The following is a 23,241-nucleotide window of genomic DNA, read 5'->3' on the forward strand; positions in this document are numbered from 1 at the left end:
ATCTTCTTTATTTGCTCGGCGGGCGATGTCTTCGTTAAGCACTCGCATAAACCAGCTAATATCTGCGAGCCTTTCCCTGTACTTGGCGACATGCTCATCTAGCATCAATTGCTCCGACTCATTGAGTGGCTCACCTTCAGTAAATTTTTGGCTTATCCAATTGCCTTTAAACAACTTGTGCCACCGCATCACAATTGCTTCATCCGACAGACGTTTCGCCTTTTTGTCATCAACATATAAAACAATGTGAGTATGATTACTCATCACGGCATAAGCACAAACATCAATGCAAAATATGGAAGCCAACATCAAGAGCTTTTCTTCAACCCAATCACGGCGGTGTTCATATGATTTACCAGTAAATTTATCTTCGCCACAGAGAAATGCGCGCCTGACGCAACGGGAGATACAGTGATAATATTTGGTGTCGGTTAAACTAATTTGTCTTTTACGGGCAGTTGCCATAGTTTGGTTTCCTCAATCCATTGAGTGCAGAGCTAAAGCTTAGGTGGTATCTTAGGAAGGTGCAAATTAGAGGTGGGTGTCAGCGATTTGTACAAATTAAGCGATTTGTATCAATCAGTTATTTAAACGGTGATCTTCCTACAGAGGACTTTCACCTCATTAGTTAATTCCCATGTCGGGCGTACACAAGTGCCTAAACCAAAGGACGCAAAACAGCAGGCTTGCGCTCATTCTTCGCTTAGTTTAGCCTGCTATTTTCCGCCGTTTATTAAGGCGTTAGTAGCCAAAAGGAAATCCGTGGAACCTGGAAATATTTTGAAAATTGATACTCTTAATGAAGGATGGCGGGATAAAGATTCTGTCATGCTCCATGCTTGTTTTCAGCTACTTTCTGATTGCGTAGAAAAGGAAGAGTTATTAAGCGGCCATACTGATTGGGACGCTGATGATAAACACCGAGCAGCCAAGAAGGAACTAGAAGCGTTGTATGCTTGGTGGCAATCTTATGAGGAAGATGATAATCCTTGTAGCGAAGAAAAGTATCAAGAAGAAAACCAGATGCTGATTCGTTTAATTCATATCAGGTGGGCGCTTTGGACATAGCTACTAACAAGGCTATTAACTTCGCGCCATAGAAATTTTTATGCGAAACTCACCTAATACAGACGTTCTCCCTACTCATTTTGTCCAAATACGAGTCAGTCGAGTGCCCTTTATCGCAATTGGTTTTAAGATATGAAGCTGCTGTTGAACGGCCAAGTTTGGCGCTTATGCGACAGTCAGATTTGGGTAAGCCCTAGCAATCAAACCTGATAGATACAGTTAAAACATTATTCAAATTAATGCTTTTAGCAGCCAGTTATCTGCAAAACTATCTGGTTAGATAAGGAAATAATTCACTGTGATTTTAAAAGCAATGAGTTAGCTCGTATCTTATTCAAGCACTAGGTTATTTAAATGCGCCAGATAAAATAAAAGCCAGCAATTTGCTGGCTTTTTGATATTTTCACATTTACATGGCGTCGTACTCGTCCTGCCAGAAGAATTTTTCTTCCCCAAATGCAGGTTTTAAGTCATCCAGCCAGTGGGCATTCTCGTCGAACTTGGCAAAGAATGGACGCTGCACCCAGTCAGGGTTTCGAGCTTGAATAAAGCGCAGCACAAATACTTTTTCGCCCGCGACTTCGGTTACGCCAGACACTTCAACTTTTCCAGGACCTGCACTCATTGAAGGGCCTCGAACTGTGCGGCTCACACCAGAGACTTGCTTATAAGCTTCACGGAAAGTTTCCCACGTTTTATGTAACGGGATTTCAAAGTAACGCTTAGCGCCGGTATCACGCTCGATAAACATGTAGTAGGGGATCATGCCAAGCTGTGTTTGCTCTTTCCACATGTCAGCCCACATGTCAGCGTCTACGTTTATATTATTTAAAAGCGGTGCTTGTGTTCTGATCTGTGCACCTGTTTTGCGGATGAGTTTAATCGCTTCACGTGTGACATCAGTACGCAGTTCTTGTTTGTGGTTAACGTGCGCCATGATTGATACATGCTTTCCGGCATCAACCAGCTCTTTTAGTAAGGCTAACAGCTCTTGTGCATCTGGATCGGTGACGTATCTAAACGGCCAAAAAGTGAGAGATTTAGTACCGATCCTGATGGTACGAATATGGTCAAACCTTGGTTCTTTTAGCGCCTCCAGGTATTTACGCAATTTAACGGTGCGCATTACCATAGGATCGCCACCAGTCATCAATAGATCGGTCACTTCAGTGTGTTCGGCTAAGTAGTTGTGGAGCAGCTCGGCGTCGTTATTATTGAAGCGAGTTGCCTTTCCAACAAACTGCGCCCAGCGGAAGCAGAAAGTGCAATATGAGTGGCAGTATTGTCCTTGAGACGGGAAAAACAACACTGTTTCTTTATATTTGTGTTGGATTCCGTCTACGCGTTCACCTTCATACTCAGGAACATTTTTTTCCATTTGACCAGCTGGGTGCGGGTTTAACTTTTGACGAATTTTGGTTGCGAGGTTAAACACTTCTTCTGGTGTATGTTCACGACTTAACAAGTTGGCCATTTGCTCGTATGACTCGTCATCCAACATACCGCGCTGTGGGAAAGTTAATTGAAAAACAGGGTCATTAGGCACTTTGTCCCAATCTATGAGCTCTTCAATGACAAAGTTATTAACGCGAAAAGGAAACACGTTGGCGACGACTTTCATTTGAAAGCGAAGGTGTTCAGGTAGTTTATCCAATTGCTCAATCTTATCAATTTGGCGGTGTTGGTAAACAGTAAAACGAGGGGGCTGATAAGCTTCAGCTGGCTGCAATTTGACGGTTTGCTGCATAGATAATATGTCTCTTTTCTCATTTGCTAATGATAAAAGCGAGCATGGTAACATACCATTGATGTCATTTCAGGTACAAAGCGAGGAAAGTTCGAAATAACGTAATTTTATTGATTATGCGCCATGATTTTAGATTGCATTGTTAGAATTAGGTCATGAAATAGACCTAATTCCAAATTTATTGTGTTTTAGAAGTGTTCGCCGTCAATGGCAATATAAATCGCGTCAATGAGTGATTCAATATCTTCATTTGAGGTGATATAAGGCGGCATAATATAAATTAGCTTGCCAAATGGTCTTATCCAGACACCTTTCTGAATAAAGAATTTTTGGATTTTTGCAACATCAACAACCCTTTCCACTTCCACCACGCCAATCGCACCAAGAACCCTGACATCTATTACTGCATTTAGATTAAGACAGCGCTTGAGTGCGTTAAGCGCGCTCGCGACTCGTTCAATATTGGCCATTGTTTCTTGGCGCTTTAAGATAGTGAGACTAGCAACTGCGGCAGCACACGCTAGCGGGTTTCCCATAAAAGTTGGTCCGTGCATTAACACTTTCGCTTCGCCTTGGCTAATACCCAAAGCCACATCTTCTGTTGCCAAAGTGGCCGCGAGCGTCATGTTTCCGCCAGTAAGCGCTTTGCCAACACACATAATATCCGGTGAGATCCCTGCGTGTTCACAGGCAAACATTTTACCTGTACGGCCAAATCCAGTCGCAATTTCATCTAAAATTAGTAGCACCTCATACTTATCGCATAGCGCTCGAATCGCCTTGAGATATTCAGGGTGGTAGAAGTTCATACCGCCTGCATTTTGTACTATCGGTTCGATGATAAATGCCGCGACCTTTTCATGATGAGCAGCAAATGCGGTTTCTAACGTGTTAAGTTCATCTTGGCTTTGGCTGCCGTAAAACTCACTTTTAGGGGCATCGACAAACACTTGCTCAGGTAAAAAGCCTTGGTACATGGCATGCATTGAATTCACAGGGTCGCAAACGCTCATCGCCGCGAATGTATCACCGTGATAGCCCTTTTTGGCTGTCATTATTTGGGTTTTGTTCTTTTTGCCTTTACTCAACCAATATTGGATCGCCATTTTGATTGCAACTTCAACACTGACTGAGCCACCGTCGGCTAGAAATACTCGATTAAGTGGGGCTGGGGTTAGCTCCACAAGTAGTTTGCATAACTCCACTGCAGGCTGATGAGTTAGCCCCCCAAACATGACATGGCTCATCGTGTCTGCTTGATTTTTTATCGCCGTGATTATTTCTGGATGACCATAACCATGCACAGCACTCCACCAGGATGCCATACCGTCAATGAGAGTTTCGCCAGTTTCAAGCTCAATTTTGTTCTCGAATGTTCTTGCGGCTGGATAGACGGGCAGAGGGTCAATCATCGATGTATAAGGGTGCCATATATGCTTGCGATCAAATTCAATATCGATTGTCTGTTTATTGCTCATTTGTAAACCTTGTGGGCGCATGTAACGTTGACAATACTAAGCTAAGAAGTAGACTAAGCCAATCACCGTCAGTTTGACTGCGCTAAATTTAATCACTAGAAAATACTCGTGTTGTAAATTTAGGCAAGAATAAAAAGAGAATGAAAATATGGAATTAGGCGCGCTAAGACACGATTGGACACATGAAGAAGTAAAAACACTGTTCACCATGCCTTTTAACGACTTACTTTTTTATGCAGCAAGTATTCACCGCAAACACTTCAATCCCAATGAAGTTCAAATCTCCACTTTGCTGTCTATCAAAACGGGTGCCTGTCCTGAAGATTGCAAATACTGCCCACAGTCAGGTCATTACAAAACTGATCTTGAACGAGAGCGTTTGATGGAAGTGGAAAAGGTTGTAACTCAAGCTAAGCTTGCTAAAGAAAAGGGCGCGACGCGTTTTTGTATGGGCGCCGCTTGGTCTGATCCAAAAGACAGAGATATGCCTTATATCGCCAAAATGGTGAAAGAAGTTAAAGAGCTAGGTCTAGAAACCTGTATGACTTTGGGTAAACTGGATAATCAAAAAGCGCACACGCTAAGAGAAGCGGGCCTGGATTATTACAACCATAATTTGGACACCTCACCTGAATACTACGAGCAGATTATCACGACAAGAACTTATCAAGACAGACTCGATACCCTTGATCACGTAAGAGATGCAGGAATGAAAGTGTGCTCTGGTGGTATTGTAGGAATGGGAGAGCAGGCATCTGATCGTTATGGCTTGCTGATCCAATTAGCAAACCTGCCAAAACAACCTGAAAGTGTACCGATTAACATGCTTGTTAAGGTTAAGGGCACGCCACTTGAAAATGTTGATGATCTCGATCACTTTGAGTTTATCCGTACTATTGCGGTTGCGCGCATCATGATGCCACACAGTTACGTGCGTTTATCTGCAGGTAGAACGGCAATGAATGAACAGATGCAATCGATGTGTTTCTTCGCTGGCGCTAACTCAATTTTCTATGGTGATAAGCTATTAACCACGGAAAACCCGGAAGCAGACGCCGATATGAACCTCATCAGAAAACTTGGGATGAACCCTGAAAAACGTGAAGATTATTCGGATGAGGCCTATGAGGCATCGTTAAGCTCTGCAATTGCGGACAAGGCGACATCAGAGCTATTTTACGAAGCCAACTAATCAATGTCGTTTGAGTATATTCAATCTGCCTTAGCAGCTCGTCACGCTGACGGGTTGCTAAGAAAACGCATTGTGGTTGAAAAGGCCTCTGCAAGTAGAATTAAAATTGCTAATCAGCAATATATTAACTTTGCCAGCAATGACTACCTGGGACTTGCAGACTCGTTGGAATTTAACGCTCTCGCATGCACTGAAGCCGGAAGCCGTAGTTCGGCGCTTGTTACGGGTTATCTTGATATTCACCGTCAGCTAGAGGATAAGCTTTGCAGCGTTTTGGGTTATGATGCAGCACTGTTATTTCCAAGCGGTTTTGCCGCTAATACCAGTGTGTTAAAGGCATTGTTCACGCCCCAAGAAAAGCAATTAAGCGCTGCGGTGTTCCAAGATAAGCTCAACCACGCCAGCCTGTTAGACGGTGGTTTAGCGGGTAGCGCTAAGTTTGTTCGCTTTAATCACAATGATTTGACGCACTTAAGGTCTCGATTAGAAAAAACCAAAGCCGACAGTAAACTCATTGTGACTGAAGGGGTGTTTTCTATGGATGGAGACAAAGCGCCGATATCTGAAATCAGTGTGCTGGCTAAGTCTCATTCTGCGTGGCTCATGGTCGACGACGCTCATGCGTTTGGCGTTGTGGGAGCGCAAGGACTTGGCACGATTGAAAGCGGCATTAAACCTGAAATTTTGGTGATCACCTTTGGCAAAGCGATGGGCTGTCAAGGAGCTGCGGTATTAGCAAGTCATGATGTGATAAATTACATGACGCAATTTAATCGTGAGTTTATCTATACAACGGCGTTGTCGCCTATTATGGCAAGCGTTGCATTATGCCAGTTGAATAAATTGCTTGCTGCATCTGAAGCGAGACACAAATTACAAGTAAACATCGACTATTTTAAGTCGTTAGTTGCACAAACCAACTTATCTCCCATTCCAAGTGATACGGCCATACAGCCTCTTGTGTATGGTAGCAGCGAAAATGTATTAGCGGCGCAACATAAACTTAAGGAAAAGGGACTTTGGGTTGGGGCTATTAGGCCACCAACGGTGCCCCAAAATACCGCACGATTGCGAATTACAATAACGGCACAGCACAGTCACGAAGATATAGACAAATTAGTTTCGGCCTTAGTGGAGGGAGCATGAGCAAAGCACAAAAGACGCAAACAGCAAAGTGCTTTTCAAAAGCCGCGCAATCATACTCTCAACACGCCAACGTACAAAAACAGGCCGCAGATGTACTCTTTTCACGTTTAACACAGCAAAATAGCGAGCTTGGTGCGGTGCGTATGTTTCCTAGGTTGCTCGATTTAGGATGCGGGCCACATGAAAACTTTCATAGATTAAATGCCTTCACGAATCATTATGTTGGAGCGGATCTTAGCTTGGCTATGTTGGCAAGCGCTGAAAATACGACAAATAGTGTTTGCTGTGATATGGATAAACTCGCTATTCAGTCAAATTGTATCGACTTAGTCTTTAGTAATTTTGCAATTCAGTGGTCTAATTCCCCGCAAGCGTTGTTTGCGCAGTTGTATGAAGTACTAAAAAAAGAAGGACGAGTGTTGCTAAGCTCAGTGCTTGACGGCTCGTTAAACGAAATCGATAGCGCATGGCGAGCCATTGATGAGTGTGGCCATATCAATTCATTTTATTCGCTGTCGGCACTTAAATCTTTTGCTCTACAAGCCGGATTCGCAGTGACTTGGGCGGATGAAGCGTTATTGATTGATAGTTTTGACACACCGTTAAAGGCGTTGCGCTCGGTAAAAAATATCGGTGCCAACGATGTAAAAACCGCTTCTCGTCGACAAGGTTTGTTAGGCAAATCAGCTTACGCTCAGCTGCTGAGTAGCTACCCTGAGAGTGAAAATGGTTTTGATGTCAGTTATCAAGTCGGATTTTTGGAGTTAAGGAAATGAATCAAGCATATTTTGTAACTGGGACCGACACAGAAGTAGGTAAAACCTATATTTCTACTTTATTACTGAAACTGTTGGCTAAGCACGGCAAAAAGGCTTTTGGCTTTAAGCCGATTGCGGCGGATGCTGAAGAGGCATTTGGTGAACTAGTGAACGTCGATGCTATCAGTTTAATGGAAGCTGCGACGGTGCACGGTACTTACGAGCAAGTTAACCCATTTTGTTTTGCACCAGCAATTGCCCCGCATATTGCAGCAAGACAGGTAAATGTTGACATCACAGTCGATAAGCTACATGAGCGCTTTAGTGAAATTCAGCAACTAGGCGCTGAGTATATATTATGTGAAGGTGCAGGTGGCTGGGCATTGCCCATTAACGACAACGAATATCTGTATGATTGGGTCGTCAGAGAACAACTTCCCGTTATTTTAGTGGTTGGCATGAAGCTAGGCTGTTTGAATCATGCGTTTTTAACGGCAGAATCTATCAAGCAAAAAGGACTGAATTTGGTTGGGTGGATTGCAAACCAGATTGACCCTGAGATGTCTGTATTTGAAGAAAACCTTGAAAGTTTAAAGCTTCGTCTAGACTGTCCGCTGCTTGCAACAGCGCCTTACAGTGAGGGCACACCAAAGCTACAGCTTCGCTCAGCGTTATTAGAGTTGTTTGAGCTAAAATCAGGTACCAGTCAATACTAAGTAACCTGATGTAATGGTCTCCTCCCACACTCGGCATCGGTGTGCCATGATTGAATTGCAAACAATCAAAATGGGAGAAGACCAAATGCAGATTACAACAATCAGTATCGACATCGCAAAAAATATTTTTCATTTTATTGGATGCAATCTATCCAATAAGATTGTAGTAAAGAAAGCTATTAAACGTCGTCAACTACTGACTTATTTGGCACAAATGCCAAATTGTAAATTAGTCATGGAAGCGTGTGGAACCTCTAATTATTGGGGTCGTGAAATTAGCCAATTAGGTTTTCAAGTTGAGCTCATACCACCACAACACGTGAAGCCATTTTTGACGGGGAATAAAAATGATTACAACGATGCGTATGCAATTTTAATCGCATCACAGCAGGCACATATTCGCTCAGTTCCAGTGAAAACATTAGAGCAGCAAGATAGTCAAACAATCCATAAAGTGAGAGAGCTTGCAATTGGTCAACGAACAGCGCTGAGTAATCAAATTCGAGGTTTGCTACTTGAGTACGGCATTGCCATTACTAAAGGTATCGAAAATGTTCGCAAAGAAGTGGCTGCTTTGTTAGGTGAGGAGCGAGTATTGACCACGAGCTTTAAACAAGTGCTTAGCCAACTCTATAAACTCCTACAAGTGCTTGATGAAAGTATTGAAACGTACAATCAACAGATAAAAGAGCAAGTTAAAAACAATGAGATATGCGTTAATTTACAGAGTATTCCGAGCATAGGGCCAATAGTTGCTAGTAGTTACTTTAACGAAGTGGGTAATGGTAGTGGTTATACAAAAGGGCGAGATGTTTCAGCCTCATTAGGACTCGTGCCCAAGCAACGTAGTACAGGTGGAAAATCAGTTTTGCTCGGGATAAGTAAGCGTGGTAATCGATATTTGAGGTGTTTACTTATTCAAGGGGCGAAATCGGTTGTATCGAGAGCAAAGTATAAAACAGACCAACTGAGTCTTTGGATAAATCGACTTGTACAAACGCGAGGGCATAATAAAGCCTGCGTCGCTTATGCGAATAAAATGGCTAGAGTGGCTTGGGCAATTACAGTATCAAAAGAGGCATATCAAGCAAGATAAGTAGATTTCTTTCACCGAATTGCGAAAGTGACTGAAGTAGATGACATAACAGGTCAAACCGGCATATTGAAAACCTGTCGAGCTCAGGGGTAGCTAAATACCGATAACCTGATTAGGGCAATATGCGCGATTTACATCGAGGTCAGAGTTTCAAATAGAACTCATTAACAGACCGTATATATGACAGCAATCCTGTCCCTGTTATTTACTAAAGAAACCTTGCAATAAGGGAGGAGACCATATATGAGCTGCGGATAATTAATGCCTTTCTAGCAGTCAGTTTTAGCGCTAACTGCGTTGAATTCACTTCCAATAGCCAGCTATTGGTGCGTAAATTCGCCTAGTTATCCCCAAAACTCTCTGGCTAGATAAGAAGATAGTTTAAGGTGGTTAAAAAAACAGTGAGTTAGCTCATTCCTTATCCAAACCTCAGGTTAAACAAAGCGGCTTCTAAAAGTAGTAAGCCGCTTTGAGTCTGTTAATTACAACCTTTTTGAATGGTTTGTGTTGTCACACTGACCTCAAAGTCATTGTAATCATTATCGTTTTGATCTTCCCAACGTTGGTTGGTACCTGAAACTTGGTACTTGGTTGATAGAGCATTACTGTTACCATCAATAGCGAGCACATAGGTAAAGGATTGTCCTTGAAGGATGTCATAGCTGCCGGCACTGCCGTATTCATCAAGCAATTTAATATACTGGCCATTTACTTTGATACCCCAGTCATTATTGAATAATGAGTCTTCTCTGACGAACGCGTAATTGATCCGCGTGTAGTTGTCAGGCACACATGCGGTTTCATTGTCGAGTATGTTTCCCGATAGGGTTTCATTGCCTGAGGTATTGCTCACGCCAGTTACGCCCAAAGAGAGTTCCCGATCGCCAGTGTACTCAGTATCGTCTATTGTTGCTATTTGAATGGTAGCTGTTGTGCTGCCCACAGGTATTACCAATGAAGTAGATGGTGCTACGTAGTCATCTGATTGCGTTGTCACATCATTGACCGCCACCGAAAAGCTGACGTCCTGCTCGAAAACTTTACTTAAGGTAATTTGATAGCTAAGGGTACTTCCTTCATAAACCGTGTTTTCAATACTCGTTAACGTAAAAGACGGTGGCGAAGGAGGGGTTGGTGTGCCGCCGCAACCAGAAACGGTATAGCATGTACTGCTACCATTTGGGTTATATGTAAGGTCATTTACTCGTATTGGTAATGTATTGATATAACAGGTGCTTCCTGTATCAGGGTTTAACTTATAAATCGCACTTTTGTTGGTGTGTCCGGCGTCATTAATGATAACGCGACTGATAATAAGCTCTCCGTTACTATTAAGGCTTGCCCCTGTAACGGCAGTTAGGTCGTGATCAGATAATTTAGTCACAGAAAAGTCGTTGGTATTAACTTGGTAAACGGCTGCACTCGTGACTAGGATTAAGCGACCATTATAAAACTCAAGATCGCCGCGGTATTTTCCCGCCAATGAGGGGAGATCCGAGAGCTTAGTCGCGTCGCCTGTGTTTTTATCTATGCTGTAAATAGAATCGTAACTCGTTCCAATGAGTCTATCGTTTGTGCTGTCATATGCCAATCCCACCAAATAAGCCGTTCTACCGACTATGGTATGAGAGGTTCCATCAAAATATGCCAGTTGAACATAGCGATGTTTTTTACCTTCAATGGGAATATCTGCGTCAGCTGGTAAGTTTAGATGACTGGTATCAACTTTATAATCGATTGGCCTTGGTGCGGATGCATAGTACCAACGCGCACTGCTAGTATCATAGGCGAGTGCTGCCGAACTAAAAGCGGCTAAACTATTGGCGCTGGCTTGTCCTGCACCTTCATCTAGGCCAAACAAAATACCAATATCGCCGCGGCCAGCGTTAATACCAAAAACCTGACCTGGGCAACTATCTGCATAGGTGTATGTGGAAAGTAATGTTGAGAGTAAACCAAGTGTTGTGAGTGATGCTTTTAACATAGCAGGAACCCTAAAAAGTGTACGTCCTGTAACTTAAAACAACACAAAGCAATGTCTTCGCAATTGAGTCCAACTCAATGCGATGACTTAATCCTTTAAGGCGGGCGCTTCCATTATTGACTTTGCAATCTAGCGCTATAATTGATCATAATTTACACTTTTACAACAGTAAAATAGTTAAAAAGTACTAATTATTTGATTCTTGCCTATTTTTAAAGTTTGGCAATAATGACTCAACAATTTCTTTTGCTGAGATGGTATAGCGTACGCCAGAAAACATCACTGATGCATTTTCATCGATCCCTGTAATGCCCGTTAAAGTCCAGCCTTCACCTCTCTCTGGGCAGTAAACCTTTGTCGTTGGTGGGATAACGGTGAACTCTTGACTCATATTCATTCTCCAAAAATGCTAAATTATAAAGCAATGCAAGCGATCATAATATTGAAAGGTATATGTGCTGCAATAAGTGCTACCATTGCGGCAGATACTTAGACCTGAGCATTTTATGGAATTTGAAACACCAAGGCTAGTCATCAGGCCCATAAGGCACAAAGATAATCCGCAGTTATTAGCGTTACTTAATTTACCGCAGGTAAAAGCGTATAACGATTACGGCGATAACCTCACTGAAGTAGACCTTAAGTGCATGATCCAAATGGATATTGAGCGTCAATATGAAGGTATAGGTGGTCGTTTTTGCCTCGTGTGTAAAAGCACTAAAGCGGTGATTGGATGTATTGGTTTCTATCACGAAGACGGTGATATTGAGGGCCTACATATTGGCTATGAATTAATGCCTGATTATTGGGGTAAAGGCGTGATGTTTGAAGCTTTACGTTGTCTATTTGCAAACAAAAGCCAGATTGAGTTTAAGCTCAATGTGGTTTTGGCGCATGTATCGGCTGATAATCTTCGTTCATTAAACCTACTCAAGCGTTTGGGGTTTTGCGCTGTTGGAAATAATCTGTATAAAATTGAGTTATAAAAAGGGCAACGTAATCGTTGCCCTAGTACAAATGTGAAAAGAGTTACGAAAGTGCTCGAATTCTTTCATCAAGTGGTGGGTGAGAAGCAAAGAAGTCTGCAATAGACTTACCTGAAGCAATACCAAAAGCCATCATTGAGCCTTCTAATTGCGATTCATGGTTGTGCTTCAAACGCTCTAATGCTGAACGCATTTTTTGCGCACCGACTAAATCCGCTGCACCTTTATCAGCTGCAAATTCTCGTTTACGACTAAAGTAAGCGACAACAACAGAAGCCAGAATACCAAAGAGGATCTGGAATATCATATCAAAAATAAAATATGTCCAGCTTCCACCTGACTCTTCTTCATCGCCATGCAAGAAGTTATCAACAATACCCGCCAATACTTTAGCGAAGAATATAACAAAGGTATTTACAACACCTTGGATCAAGGTAAGTGTAACCATGTCGCCATTTGCAACGTGTGACACTTCGTGCGCAAGAACAGCCTCTGCTTGGTCTTGATTCATGTTGTGGAGTAGGCCAGTACTCACAGCAACTAAGCTGTTATTTTTACTCGGCCCGGTTGCGAACGCATTCATTTCAGGGCTGTCGTAAATCGCAACTTCTGGCATCGCAATTCCTGCTTTTTTAGCTTGCTCTGCGACAGTAGAAACTAACCAATGCTCAGTTTCGTTTCGTGGTTGCTCAATAACATGGGCACCTGTTGATTTCTTTGCAATCCACTTCGACATGTAAAGAGAGATAAAAGAACCACCGAATCCAAATACGGCAGCAATAACCATAATGCCTGTATAGCTTCGGTTAGAAATACCAAACACAGACATTAAGATAGATAACACAATTCCTAACACAAGCATTACTGCTAAGTTAGTGATAAGGAATAAGATGACGCGTTTCATTTTGACCTCGTTAGACAAAAATAAGGAACTAAGTAACTTTTCCCAAGCACTTGCTTATTACACTAGTCCTAGATGCTTTATATGGTCAGAAGTTCAAAAGCACAAGTAAATTCGTATGAATATTCAATAAAGAACACATCATACAATTTATTGGTTAACCAGTTTCAACTTCTGAGATAGAGAATGCAGCATCTGGTCAACAGAACTATGCTCATTGCTTAACCCTTCTAATAAGGTCATAAAGTAGCAGTCCATCATAACGGTTGCTTTCAACTCACTGTATTCCTGCTCACTGAATAACAAGTGTTTGAACAAATTGAGTTGCCCCTTAAAGAATTCGCTATGCCAAATAATCCCACAAAGCAGCTCTTTACTGAAATCTCTATTGCTAAGATAAAAAGCAAATAAATACTTTGCATAGTGGCGTAACTTTAAGCTGGCACTATGCTGCTCATCTGATGTTTTCGCTTCATTAATTAGTTCATCTATTTGGTTATGCATTGCGACTTTGAGCATGTCGAGCTTAGTGGGGAAGTGAGAGAAAACCGTTCCCGTTGCCACGTTTGCTGCTTGGGCAATTTGCCGAGTTGTGGTGTTTTCAAAACCATTGTCTTGAAAAAGCTGCCAACTAGCACTGAGAATTTTATTGTACGTAATTTCTCTTTTTTTCATATGGTTACCTTTTTATTTGCGAAGAGAGTGTAGCACAATTCCAGATTATTTAAGAGATAAAGTTTGCAAATAATGAGCGCGCTCATTATTATAATTGAGCGTGCTCATTAAATTTCAATAGGAGTTGTTATGCAATATTTGAGCTTATTCATCGGATACATTCTATTCATCCCTTTTATCTTTTTTTACAGCTATATTCTTGGCCCAGCTTTAAAAATTGTGCTGATCCCAGGTGGTCTCGCGGTGCTATGCCTAATTATGGGTCCCAAAACGTTTTTCTCTCACTTTAACCGTGCTAAAGCATTAAGTATTGAAGAATTGATAGTGTCTAAATAACTCAGGGTGTCATCGCGTGATAATTGCAATAAGTTGATTCTTCGCATTAAAGACGAACTCAGGTATAATGCCCGCAGCTAAGGTGTGAAGGACCTTAGCCCTGTATCGTTCAAAATTAGTCGAGGAATTATTATGACCGTTGGCATCATTATGGGCTCAAAATCAGACTGGCCTACAATGCAACATGCAGCTGAAATGTTAGATAAATTTGGTATTGATTATGAAACTAAAGTGGTTTCAGCTCACCGTACTCCACAGCTTTTAGCGGATTATGCTTCGACAGCAGCAGAACGTGGGATCAAAGTTATCATTGCCGGTGCTGGCGGTGCTGCACACCTACCAGGTATGGCGGCAGCATTTACAAGTCTGCCTGTACTTGGCGTTCCAGTAAAATCAAAAACGCTAAATGGCGTGGACTCATTACTGTCAATTTGCCAAATGCCTAAAGGTGTTGCGGTAGGTACGTTAGCGATTGGCGACGCTGGTGCTGCAAACGCCGGTTTGCTAGCTGCTCAAATTTTAGGTTGTCAGCAGCCTGAGGTTTTTGCAAAAGTAGAAGCGTTCAGAAAAGAACAAACAGAAACGGTATTAGCTAATCCAGATCCTGCGAAATAACATGAATATTCTTGTTTTAGGGGCGGGACAATTAGCCCGTATGATGAGTCTATCGTCAACTCATCTTGATATAAAAGTGTTGGCCTATGATGTTGGCAGGCAAACGGTAATAAACCCCGTTACCTTTGCAACAATACCAGAGTCATTACAGCAAGCCATTGACAATGCTGATGCCATCACTGCAGAATTTGAACATATTCCACATGATGTTTTAGCGCTTTGCGAACAAAGCGGTAAGTTCTACCCTGGCGCAGAAGCAATCGCCACCGGTGGTGATCGCGCGAAAGAAAAAGCACTACTAGATAAAACATCTGTGCCTTGTGCTCCTTTCAAAATCATTACGGATAAAGCGCATTTTCTCACAGCGATTGATGAGTTAGGCATGCCTTTGGTCGTTAAAACCTGTCAGGCAGGCTATGATGGGAAAGGGCAATGGCGAGTTAAATCAGAGTCTGAAATAGATAGTACTTGGGCCGAAATGTCCGAGTTTTTGCAAGCAGGCACTGAAGCACAGCCTCACTCTATCGTTGCTGAAAAAATGATACCGTTTGACCGTGAAGTGTCGATTATTGGTGTGCGAGCAAAAAATGGCGAATGTAAAATTTATCCGTTGACTGAAAACCAGCATACCAATGGTGTACTGACCTTATCAATTGCCGGGAAAGAGAAAGCCAATATTCAATCGCAAGCGGAAGACGCATTTGCGAAACTTGCGAATGCACTCGATTATGTTGGTGTACTTGCTATTGAGTTTTTCGATGTTGAAGGTCAATTATTGGTTAATGAAATAGCGCCTAGGGTACATAACTCAGGACATTGGTCTCAACAAGGTGCCCATGTAAGCCAGTTTGAAAACCATATTCGCGCCGTTGCCGGTTTACCGATTGGTGATACAAGGCTGCTTCGCCCAACCGCGATGATTAATGTTTTAGGGCAAAGTCACATTCCATCGCAAGTTCTTGCTGTTCCGGGGACAACCAGTCACTGGTATGGCAAAGATGCGAAACCGGGCAGAAAAATGGGGCATATCAATGTTTCAGCTGACTCACTGCATAAATTAGGTGAAGCACTTGCGGAGCTTGCTGACATCTTGCCTGAAGCAGACTACCCTGGGGTCATGGAAACCGCTCAGCAATTAATTTTGAATTAGTACTACTGTTTTTAGCTAAAGAGGCCCATTGTTAACTAAAAACCTAAGCTTCTGATAACTATTGAGTTAGCTCATTCCTTTATCGAAGAGCTCAGGTTGGATATAAAAAATTTAATTTTTTTACTGTAATTTTTGGAACTCTTTTCTGATAGTGCGGTCTACTAATGTGAGGCGCGGATAGGCCTCATTTCATACTCGTTGTCCATCAACGACTATGTGAGCGCAGAGAGTATTTGGCCAGCATCCCTATGCTGGCCTTTTTTTTGTCCCACCCATTGTGCTTTTAATCTTAAATCTGTCGATATTCCGCTGGCTTTCTGCTTAAATTAGACAAATTTAACTATTATAAGAAAGTCACATGTTGAAACTCTCTCTTATCTCGATGGCAGTCGCTTCAGGTTTATTCCTTTCTGGTTGTCAGACCACTGAAGTAAGCCCAAAACCACAACAAGTTGAAGCCAATTCACCAGTCCCACAAGTTGTTGCTACTCCCGTTGATTTTGGTGGTGAGCAGATCACCCTAAAACAAGCAATGGCGCATCCTGATTGGTTAGGAAGACAACCAGAAGGCGCGTATTGGGGGGCCGATAGCAAAACCGTTTTCTATAAGCGTAAGCAAGCTGGTTCAGAGTTAAGAGATCTATTTAAAGTCAGTAGCGCACAAACAAGCGAAGCGGTTTCGCTGTCAGATTTACATGCTGTTGGTGCAGCAAACGCGATTTATAATAAAGGTCGGACGCTACAATCTTATGAATTTAAGGGCAACATATTCGTTAAAAACCTGAAGTCTGGCGCTTTGATACAAGTTACTCATTCTTCGAACTATGAGTATGCACCGCAATTCTTAAGTGATAACCGATTAGCTTACCGTTCAGGCAATGCGCTATTTGCGTTCGATTTAGCCACAGGTTTAACCAAAGAACTGGTAAAGTTACATTTATCGGATAAGCCAGAAGGGGTAAAAGAGCCAAATGGATATATCGCTGAGCAGCAACACGAACTGATTCAATTCGTCGCGCTAACGCACAAAAACAGCAAAGATCGAGAAGCTAGAAATCAAGAGATAGAAGCGAATAACGCAAGCATCCAAGATAATCAGTTTTATCTTGGTAAAGGAAAAACGCTTATCTCAGTTAGCTTAGCACCTACTGGTGACAAGTTAATCGCCGTGATCACCGATGATAAACCAAGTCGTTCTGACTCTGACATCATGCCTAACTACGTGAGTCAAAACGGTGACATTGATCCGGTAAAAGCTCGCCGCCGCGTTGCAGACACAAAACCAATGAGTTCTGATGTGATTTTCATTGATTTAGCAAAATCAGAGCAAGTCACGCTGAGCTATGATACTTTGCCTGGCTTTGATGAAGATGTACTAGCCGAGGTGAAACGCGAAAATGCTAAGGCCAAAGGTGAATCATATAAGAGTGAAAAAGCACCACGTGATATCAACCTGATCGACACATGGGGCTGGAGTCAATCCGCTATCCAATGGAATAGTGACGGTTCTCAAGTCGCAGTGATGCTTGGTGCTTGGGATAATAAAGACAGATGGTTAGCAACTGTTGATTTTGATAAACAACAATTCGTTTCTCAGCACCGCCTACATGACAATGCTTGGATCAATTACACCTACAATGATTTTGGCTGGTTAAACAACCAAGATGCTTTGTACTATCTTTCAGAGCAAACTGGATATAGCCAGCTTTATGTTAAGCCGCTTAACGGCAAAGCAAAAGCAATGACTTCAGGGAAGTTTGTGGTTTCTGAACCAACCTTAACCCAAGATAGTCAATTTGTTTATTACAAAGCCAATAAAGATCACCCAGGTTTATACGAAATTTATCGCGTCAATTTAGCAAACGGTGAAGATGAGCAGTTAACTGATTTAGATGGTCTGACTGATTACCAGCTAAGCCCAGATGAGCAAAAGCTGTTGTTAACTCACTCAAAAATCATGATGCCTCCAGAACTTTATGTGGCGGATGCAGCGCCAAAAGCAGCGGTGTCACGACTCACTAATACGGTCTCAGATGCATTTTTAAATAAGAAGCTAATTGCACCTAAGATTGTCGCGGTTCCTTCAAGCCATCAAGGTGAGCCTGTCTACGCAAAAGTATATTACCCAGCAGATTATCAAGAAGGCGAAACGGGTAAGAATCGTAAGGCTGTGATCTTTAACCATGGTGCGGGTTATTTGCAGAACTCTCATATGGGTTGGTCTAACTACTTTAGAGAGTTTATGTTCCATTCACTCCTCGCGAGCGAAGGCTATGTCGTTATGGATATGGACTATCGCGGCTCTAAGGGCTATGGCCGAGATTGGAGAACGGCAATCTATCGTCATATGGGTAAACCAGAAATCGAAGATTTGGCAGACGGTGTTGAGTGGATGGTGAACAACGCTAATGTTGACCGTGGTGCTGTAGGTACTTATGGTGGTTCATACGGCGGCTTTATGACATTTATGGCGCTATTTACTCAGCCGGATCTATTCCAGGCAGGCGCAGCTTTACGTCCAGTCACCGATTGGGCCTATTACAACGACCCGTATACCTCAAATATCCTTAATCGCCCAGATGTAGACCCAATTGCATACAAACGCAGTTCGCCTATCTATCATGCTGAAGGTTTGAAAAACAAGCTTCTGATCAATGCACCTATGGTTGATGACAACGTGTTTTTCCAAGATGTTGTGCGCTTGGTGCAACGCCTGATTGAGCTAGAAAAGGAAGACTTTGAAACGGCGATTTATCCAGTGGAACCTCATGGCTTTAGACAGCCATCAAGTTGGTTGGATGAATACCGTCGTATATACAAGCTGTTCAAAGAAAACTTGTAATCAAATGAGTGGATAAAAAGCCAGCTTAAGCTGGCTTTTTTGTTTTATAAAATAAATAGATAACAGCTAAAACCACACCACCAACTGCACCAAATAGATGTGCTTCAATGGCGACTCTCGAGTCTATCAGTTTGGCTACATCAGCGCTTGCACCCGCATATTGCTCCCAACATACCTTTGCCCACACACCAATAAACAACAGATATCCAGTTGTTAGCTTGCGCTTAATATCTTCAAGTGCTCCCCATACGATAAGCCCATGTAATAAGCCACTCAAGCCTGTATATACAATAATGTTTGGCGAAAATAGCAAAATCATGAGCCCAGTAAAGAGGCCAAGAAAAAGTACATTCAGCCAATATTTTCTTAGAGTTGTATATTCGGCATGTAATAGCCAAATAAATAAGATACCAAGCAGGTTTAGCATCAAGTGATACCAATTGCTATGGGTAAACTGGCCGCTCAAAATACGCCATAATTCACCATCAGCAATTGCATTTCTGTCAAAATCTAAGTGTGGGCCAAGCCCGAACAACATTAGTATTGTTGACAATATCGCCAAAGACGCAGGGCCAATGAGATATTCTTTGTTCGTTGGAAGTTCAAACATACGATTTCACGTTATTATTTTTGCATATTGTGCCTAATTGCTTTTATGATGCCAAATATAAGACGTAAGCAAAGTGGGTATTATGAAACATACACTTGCATCACTAACCGTGATTGCCGCATTCAGCTTTTCAACCAACACCTTAGCTGAGCAACAAAAAATCGAAATTAGAGAGCCGGAAGCCGCAACAGGTTTCCAATCTAAAGAAGCGCGCACCGCAGAAAAGTACATGGTCGTTGCTGCCAATCCCTATGCAAGTAAAGCAGGTCAATTGATGCTCTCAAAAGGGGGAAGTGCGGTTGATGCTATGATAGCGACTCAACTTGTGCTTACTTTGGTTGAGCCGCAATCTTCAGGCGTAGGTGGCGGGGCGTTTATCCTGCACTACGACAAGAAAAGCAATGAATTAATTAGTTTTGATGGAAGAGAAACTGCACCAAAACTTGCAGGCCCTGATCTATTTTTAGATGATACGGGTAATGCGGTTAGATGGATTGAGGCTGTGGTGGGCGGTCGCTCTGTTGGTGTGCCTGGTATTTTACACGCGTTTAAATCAGCACATGACAAATACGGTAAACTGCCATGGCAGGAATTATTCAAACCAGCGATTGAATTAGCTCGAGACGGATTTATCGTCTCTCCACGTTTAAATATGCTGCTTGAGAAAAAACTCAACCCTGGTTTGACAAAGCTCAGTCCTGCAAAAGAATATTTCTATCCGAATGGTAAAGCACTACAACCAGGGACCCTTAAAAAGAATCTGCCTTTGGCAAACCTATACTACAAGGTTGCAACACAAGGGATCCAAGCCTTTTATGAAGGGCAAAATGCCACCCAATTAGTGGAAGCTGTGCAAAAGTCTGAAATCGCACCTGGAAAATTGGCGCTGAGCGACTTGGAACATTATAAGAGCAAAACCCGAGACGCTATCTGTACGGAATATCGTGTATATAAAGTGTGCTCTATGGCACCGCCTAGCAGTGGTGGTATTGCCGTTTTGCAAATGATGAAACTGCTGGAACCGTACGACCTAGGTAAGTTTAAGGCAAACGACCCAGAAGCTTTGCACCTCTTTACTCAAGCATCTCGCCTAGCGTTTGCCGATAGAGATTTTTACGTAGCCGATCCTGATTTTGTTGAAGTGCCAGCAAAAGCATTGCTTAACGAGCAATATCTATTAGGCCGTAGCAAACTTATCGGTGAAATGGATAATCACGACTTTCCAGTAGGCGACCCAACTTCGGGCACACTCGCTTATGCTATGGATGATAGTTATGAATTACCTTCGACCAGCCATGTGTCGATTGTAGATGCAGAGGGTAATGCTATTTCTATGACAAGCTCGATAGAAATGGCATTTGGCTCGACGGTGATGGTCAACGGATATTTACTCAATAACCAATTAACCGACTTTGCGCTTTCTCCAAAAGTAGGGGATAAATGGGTCGCTAACCGGGTAGAAGCAAACAAACGCCCAAGAAGTTCTATGGCACCTGTAATGGTGTTTAATAAAGATGGGTCGCTTAAATTGATAGTCGGCTCACCGGGTGGCAGCCGTATTATCAACTATGTTGCTCAAACCTTAGTTGGTGTACTGGACTGGGGGTTATCTGTTCAGGCTGCGATTGATTTACCAAAAATCACCAATCGCAATAAGTACACAACGCTTGAAAAAGGCACAGAGCTGACGAAACAAGCACCTTACTTTGAGAAAAAAGGCCATGAAGTACAGATCCGCGACTTAAACTCAGGACTACATGCCATTGAGGTTCGTGGAACACATTTAATCGGTGGCGCAGATCCAAGAAGAGAAGGTGTTGCACTCGGTGAAAGCAGCGAATAAGCCGTGGTTTCTTAAGTGCTTTTAGGCTATAATTTTGCGTTCCAGAAAAATGCGTTTAACGTGCTCTGGAGCGCGTTAATAATGGTCTGATGAGCACTAAATTCATTGTAATTTAATCCTTTTCGACAATAATGAACCCTTAGACTAAAAAATTAGTGTCAAGCTTGTAAATATGACTAAACAAACCGATCCAAATTATCTCTACATTCCCTATTCAGGTCCTACACTATTAGAAACGCCACTGCTTAACAAAGGGAGTGCATTCTCTCAACGCGAGCGAGAAAATTTCAACTTAGCAGGACTACTTCCTCCTCGTTACGAAACAATTGAAGAGCAAGTTGAGCGTTGTTATCAGCAATATTCAAGCTTTAGCGACAACCTAAACAAGCACATTTACTTGCGTGCTATTCAGGATAACAACGAAACGCTGTATTACCGTTTAGTACGCGATCATTTGGAAGAAATGATGCCAATCATCTACACCCCTACAGTAGGTGATGCATGTGAGAAGTTTTCAGATATCTATCGCAGCTCTCGTGGTTTGTTTATTTCTTATGAAGACCGTTATCAAATCGACGATATTTTACGAAATGCCACTAAAGGCAAAGTAAAAGTTATTGTGGTTACAGATGGTGAACGTATTTTAGGCCTTGGCGACCAGGGTATTGGTGGTATGGGTATTCCTATCGGTAAGCTGGCACTTTACACCGTGTGTGGTGGGATCAGCCCAGCTTACACGTTGCCTGTTATGCTTGACGTAGGGACAAACAACGAGAAGTTACTCAACGACCCAATGTACATGGGCGCAAGACACCCGCGTATCAACCAAGCTGAATATGACGAATTCCTAGATTTATTCATTAAAGCGGTGAAACGCCGTTGGCCTAATGTGCTGTTACAGTTTGAAGATTTCGCACAACCTAATGCAATGCCACTTTTGAAACGTTACCGCGATGAAATCTGTAGCTTTAACGATGATATCCAAGGCACCGCTGCGGTTACTGCAGGCTCGCTGTTAGCCGCTTGCCGTGTGAAAGGGGCAAAGCTCTCGGAACAAAGAGTGGTGTTTGTTGGTGCAGGTTCTGCTGGCTGTGGTATTGCTGAGCAAATTATTAGCCAAATGATTTCAGAAGGGATAACCGACGAGCAAGCGAGAAGCCAAGTGTTTATGGTGGACCGTTTTGGCCTTCTGACAGAGGGCATGGAAGGGCTAAGAGATTTCCAAGAAGCGCTAGTTCAACAACAAGCCAACCTTGCGGATTGGACATACAGTGGTGAATTTGCATCTTTATTAGATGTAATGCACTGTGCAAAACCAGACATCTTAATTGGTGTGTCAGGTCAAGCAGGTCTATTCACTGAGCAAGTGATCCGCGCGATGCATGCAGGGTGCGAACAGCCGATAATTTTCCCACTAAGTAATCCATCACGCCAAGTTGAAGCGCATCCAAAAGATGTGATTGAGTGGACTGATGGTCAAGCAATTGTAGCTACGGGAAGCCCATTTGAACCTGTAGTACATGGTGAGCAAACAATTATCATACCTCAATGTAATAACAGTTATATCTTCCCAGGGATCGGCCTTGGTGTACTTGCAGCTAAAGCGAACCGTATTACAGATAGCATGTTGATGGTATCGAGCGAAATGCTTGCTGAATCATCACCACGTGCTAATACGGGCAAAGGTAGCTTACTACCAGCCCTAACTGAAATTGAGCCGTTGAGTAAGCGAATTGCTTTTGCAGTTGCTAAAAAAGCAATGGAAGAGGGCGTTGCACTTGAAATGGAAGACGACGCAATTTGGGCAGCGATAGAGAAAAACTATTGGCTCCCTAAGTATAGAAATTACAAACGCTGTAGCGTCTAATTACTTTTACTTAGGGCCTGTTGATCTTTCAAGTTTGTTTTTGCAGCAGTTTGACTGGTATTTATACAAGGCAGAGCCTGCGTAGCATAGTTATTCTATGTAAGTCAGGTGATAACACAGTAGAAATGCCAGTCAAGCGCTGCCCTTTGGGTTCACCTGAGTGCGCTTTGTTCATTGTTGCTCAACTTTTGCCTAGATTACTAGGCGGCAAGTCGAGCGTCGCGACCAAAA

Annotated in this window: 20 protein-coding genes and 1 pseudogene; 13 read left to right on the plus strand and 8 right to left on the minus strand. The window is 42.6% G+C overall.

Going from position 1 to position 23,241, the window contains the following annotated elements; all coding sequences use genetic code 11:
* Window positions 1-465, minus strand: a pseudogene (locus MHN32_RS21355) (transposase); the annotation flags it as partial.
* Window positions 466-654: 189 nt separating this feature from the next.
* Here MHN32_RS21355 and MHN32_RS21360 point away from each other — a divergent pair.
* Window positions 655-1,068, plus strand: a complete 414-nt coding sequence (locus MHN32_RS21360; RefSeq protein ID WP_227387121.1) for a hypothetical protein — start codon at window positions 655-657, stop codon at window positions 1,066-1,068.
* Window positions 1,069-1,477: 409 nt separating this feature from the next.
* Here MHN32_RS21360 and MHN32_RS21365 read toward each other — a convergent pair whose 3' ends face one another.
* Both MHN32_RS21365 and bioA read right to left on the minus strand, forming a co-directional pair.
* Window positions 1,478-2,815, minus strand: coding sequence for a lysine 2,3-aminomutase (locus MHN32_RS21365; RefSeq protein ID WP_102056818.1), 1,338 nt, complete (start codon window positions 2,813-2,815; stop codon window positions 1,478-1,480).
* Window positions 2,816-3,003: 188 nt separating this feature from the next.
* A complete protein-coding gene (gene bioA, locus MHN32_RS21370) occupies window positions 3,004-4,293 on the minus strand; it encodes an adenosylmethionine--8-amino-7-oxononanoate transaminase (RefSeq protein ID WP_174168854.1) in 1,290 nt (429 codons plus the stop codon).
* Between the two features lie 148 nt (window positions 4,294-4,441).
* On the opposite strand from bioA, the gene bioB reads away from it, so the two are divergent.
* The 5 genes from bioB to MHN32_RS21395 all read left to right on the plus strand — a co-directional run bounded on the left by bioB (window position 4,442) and on the right by MHN32_RS21395 (window position 9,201).
* Window positions 4,442-5,485, plus strand: coding sequence for a biotin synthase BioB (gene bioB, locus MHN32_RS21375; protein WP_010604783.1), 1,044 nt, complete (start codon window positions 4,442-4,444; stop codon window positions 5,483-5,485).
* A gap of 3 nt (window positions 5,486-5,488) precedes the next feature.
* The gene (locus tag MHN32_RS21380; RefSeq protein WP_239422746.1) at window positions 5,489-6,631 is read left to right on the plus strand and encodes an 8-amino-7-oxononanoate synthase; all 1,143 of its coding nucleotides are present in this window, start codon (window positions 5,489-5,491) and stop codon (window positions 6,629-6,631) included.
* Complete coding sequence (locus MHN32_RS21385; protein WP_239422747.1) at window positions 6,628-7,407, plus strand: methyltransferase domain-containing protein; 780 nt, start codon at window positions 6,628-6,630, stop codon at window positions 7,405-7,407. Before MHN32_RS21380 ends, MHN32_RS21385 begins: the two co-directional genes overlap by 4 nt.
* Complete coding sequence (gene bioD / locus MHN32_RS21390) at window positions 7,404-8,105, plus strand: dethiobiotin synthase (protein ID WP_239422748.1); 702 nt, start codon at window positions 7,404-7,406, stop codon at window positions 8,103-8,105. Before MHN32_RS21385 ends, bioD begins: the two co-directional genes overlap by 4 nt.
* Before the next feature lie 85 nt (window positions 8,106-8,190).
* Entirely contained in the window at window positions 8,191-9,201 is a 1,011-nt protein-coding gene (locus MHN32_RS21395) for an IS110 family transposase (RefSeq protein ID WP_239422749.1), read from the plus strand.
* Window positions 9,202-9,679: 478 nt separating this feature from the next.
* Here MHN32_RS21395 and MHN32_RS21400 read toward each other — a convergent pair whose 3' ends face one another.
* A complete protein-coding gene (locus MHN32_RS21400; RefSeq protein ID WP_239422750.1) occupies window positions 9,680-11,185 on the minus strand; it encodes a hemolysin in 1,506 nt (501 codons plus the stop codon).
* Window positions 11,186-11,372: 187 nt separating this feature from the next.
* On the minus strand, window positions 11,373-11,576 hold the full coding sequence (locus MHN32_RS21405) for a hypothetical protein (RefSeq protein WP_010604778.1): 204 nt from the start codon (window positions 11,574-11,576) through the stop codon (window positions 11,373-11,375).
* A 115-nt stretch (window positions 11,577-11,691) separates the two neighbouring features.
* Here MHN32_RS21405 and MHN32_RS21410 point away from each other — a divergent pair, with 115 nt between their 5' ends.
* On the plus strand, window positions 11,692-12,171 hold the full coding sequence (locus MHN32_RS21410; protein ID WP_010604777.1) for a GNAT family N-acetyltransferase: 480 nt from the start codon (window positions 11,692-11,694) through the stop codon (window positions 12,169-12,171).
* Window positions 12,172-12,214: 43 nt separating this feature from the next.
* Here MHN32_RS21410 and htpX read toward each other — a convergent pair whose 3' ends face one another.
* Window positions 12,215-13,075: a protease HtpX gene (htpX, locus tag MHN32_RS21415; RefSeq protein WP_239422751.1), complete on the minus strand. Its 861-nt coding sequence runs from the start codon at window positions 13,073-13,075 to the stop codon at window positions 12,215-12,217.
* A 147-nt stretch (window positions 13,076-13,222) separates the two neighbouring features.
* Window positions 13,223-13,747 (minus strand): TetR/AcrR family transcriptional regulator, encoded by a 525-nt coding sequence (locus MHN32_RS21420; protein WP_239422752.1) that lies wholly within the window; start codon window positions 13,745-13,747, stop codon window positions 13,223-13,225.
* A 129-nt stretch (window positions 13,748-13,876) separates the two neighbouring features.
* On the opposite strand from MHN32_RS21420, the gene MHN32_RS21425 reads away from it, so the two are divergent.
* The 4 genes from MHN32_RS21425 to MHN32_RS21440 all read left to right on the plus strand — a co-directional run bounded on the left by MHN32_RS21425 (window position 13,877) and on the right by MHN32_RS21440 (window position 18,690).
* Window positions 13,877-14,083: a hypothetical protein gene (locus MHN32_RS21425; protein WP_010604774.1), complete on the plus strand. Its 207-nt coding sequence runs from the start codon at window positions 13,877-13,879 to the stop codon at window positions 14,081-14,083.
* Window positions 14,084-14,215: 132 nt separating this feature from the next.
* Window positions 14,216-14,698, plus strand: a complete 483-nt coding sequence (gene purE, locus MHN32_RS21430; RefSeq protein WP_102056812.1) for a 5-(carboxyamino)imidazole ribonucleotide mutase — start codon at window positions 14,216-14,218, stop codon at window positions 14,696-14,698.
* Between the two features lies 1 nt (window position 14,699).
* A complete protein-coding gene (locus MHN32_RS21435) occupies window positions 14,700-15,848 on the plus strand; it encodes a 5-(carboxyamino)imidazole ribonucleotide synthase (RefSeq protein WP_239422753.1) in 1,149 nt (382 codons plus the stop codon).
* Window positions 15,849-16,206: 358 nt separating this feature from the next.
* Window positions 16,207-18,690, plus strand: a complete 2,484-nt coding sequence (locus tag MHN32_RS21440; protein WP_239422754.1) for a prolyl oligopeptidase family serine peptidase — start codon at window positions 16,207-16,209, stop codon at window positions 18,688-18,690.
* A gap of 25 nt (window positions 18,691-18,715) precedes the next feature.
* Here MHN32_RS21440 and rrtA read toward each other — a convergent pair whose 3' ends face one another.
* Window positions 18,716-19,300, minus strand: coding sequence for a rhombosortase (gene rrtA, locus MHN32_RS21445; RefSeq protein WP_099029079.1), 585 nt, complete (start codon window positions 19,298-19,300; stop codon window positions 18,716-18,718).
* A gap of 82 nt (window positions 19,301-19,382) precedes the next feature.
* On the opposite strand from rrtA, the gene ggt reads away from it, so the two are divergent.
* Complete coding sequence (ggt, locus tag MHN32_RS21450; protein WP_227387125.1) at window positions 19,383-21,143, plus strand: gamma-glutamyltransferase; 1,761 nt, start codon at window positions 19,383-19,385, stop codon at window positions 21,141-21,143.
* Window positions 21,144-21,315: 172 nt separating this feature from the next.
* Window positions 21,316-23,010 (plus strand): NAD-dependent malic enzyme, encoded by a 1,695-nt coding sequence (locus MHN32_RS21455; protein WP_239422755.1) that lies wholly within the window; start codon window positions 21,316-21,318, stop codon window positions 23,008-23,010.
* Window positions 23,011-23,241: the final 231 nt, after the last annotated feature.

The organism is Pseudoalteromonas sp. Of11M-6 (assembly GCF_022347905.1).
Classification (GTDB): Bacteria; Pseudomonadota; Gammaproteobacteria; order Enterobacterales; family Alteromonadaceae; genus Pseudoalteromonas.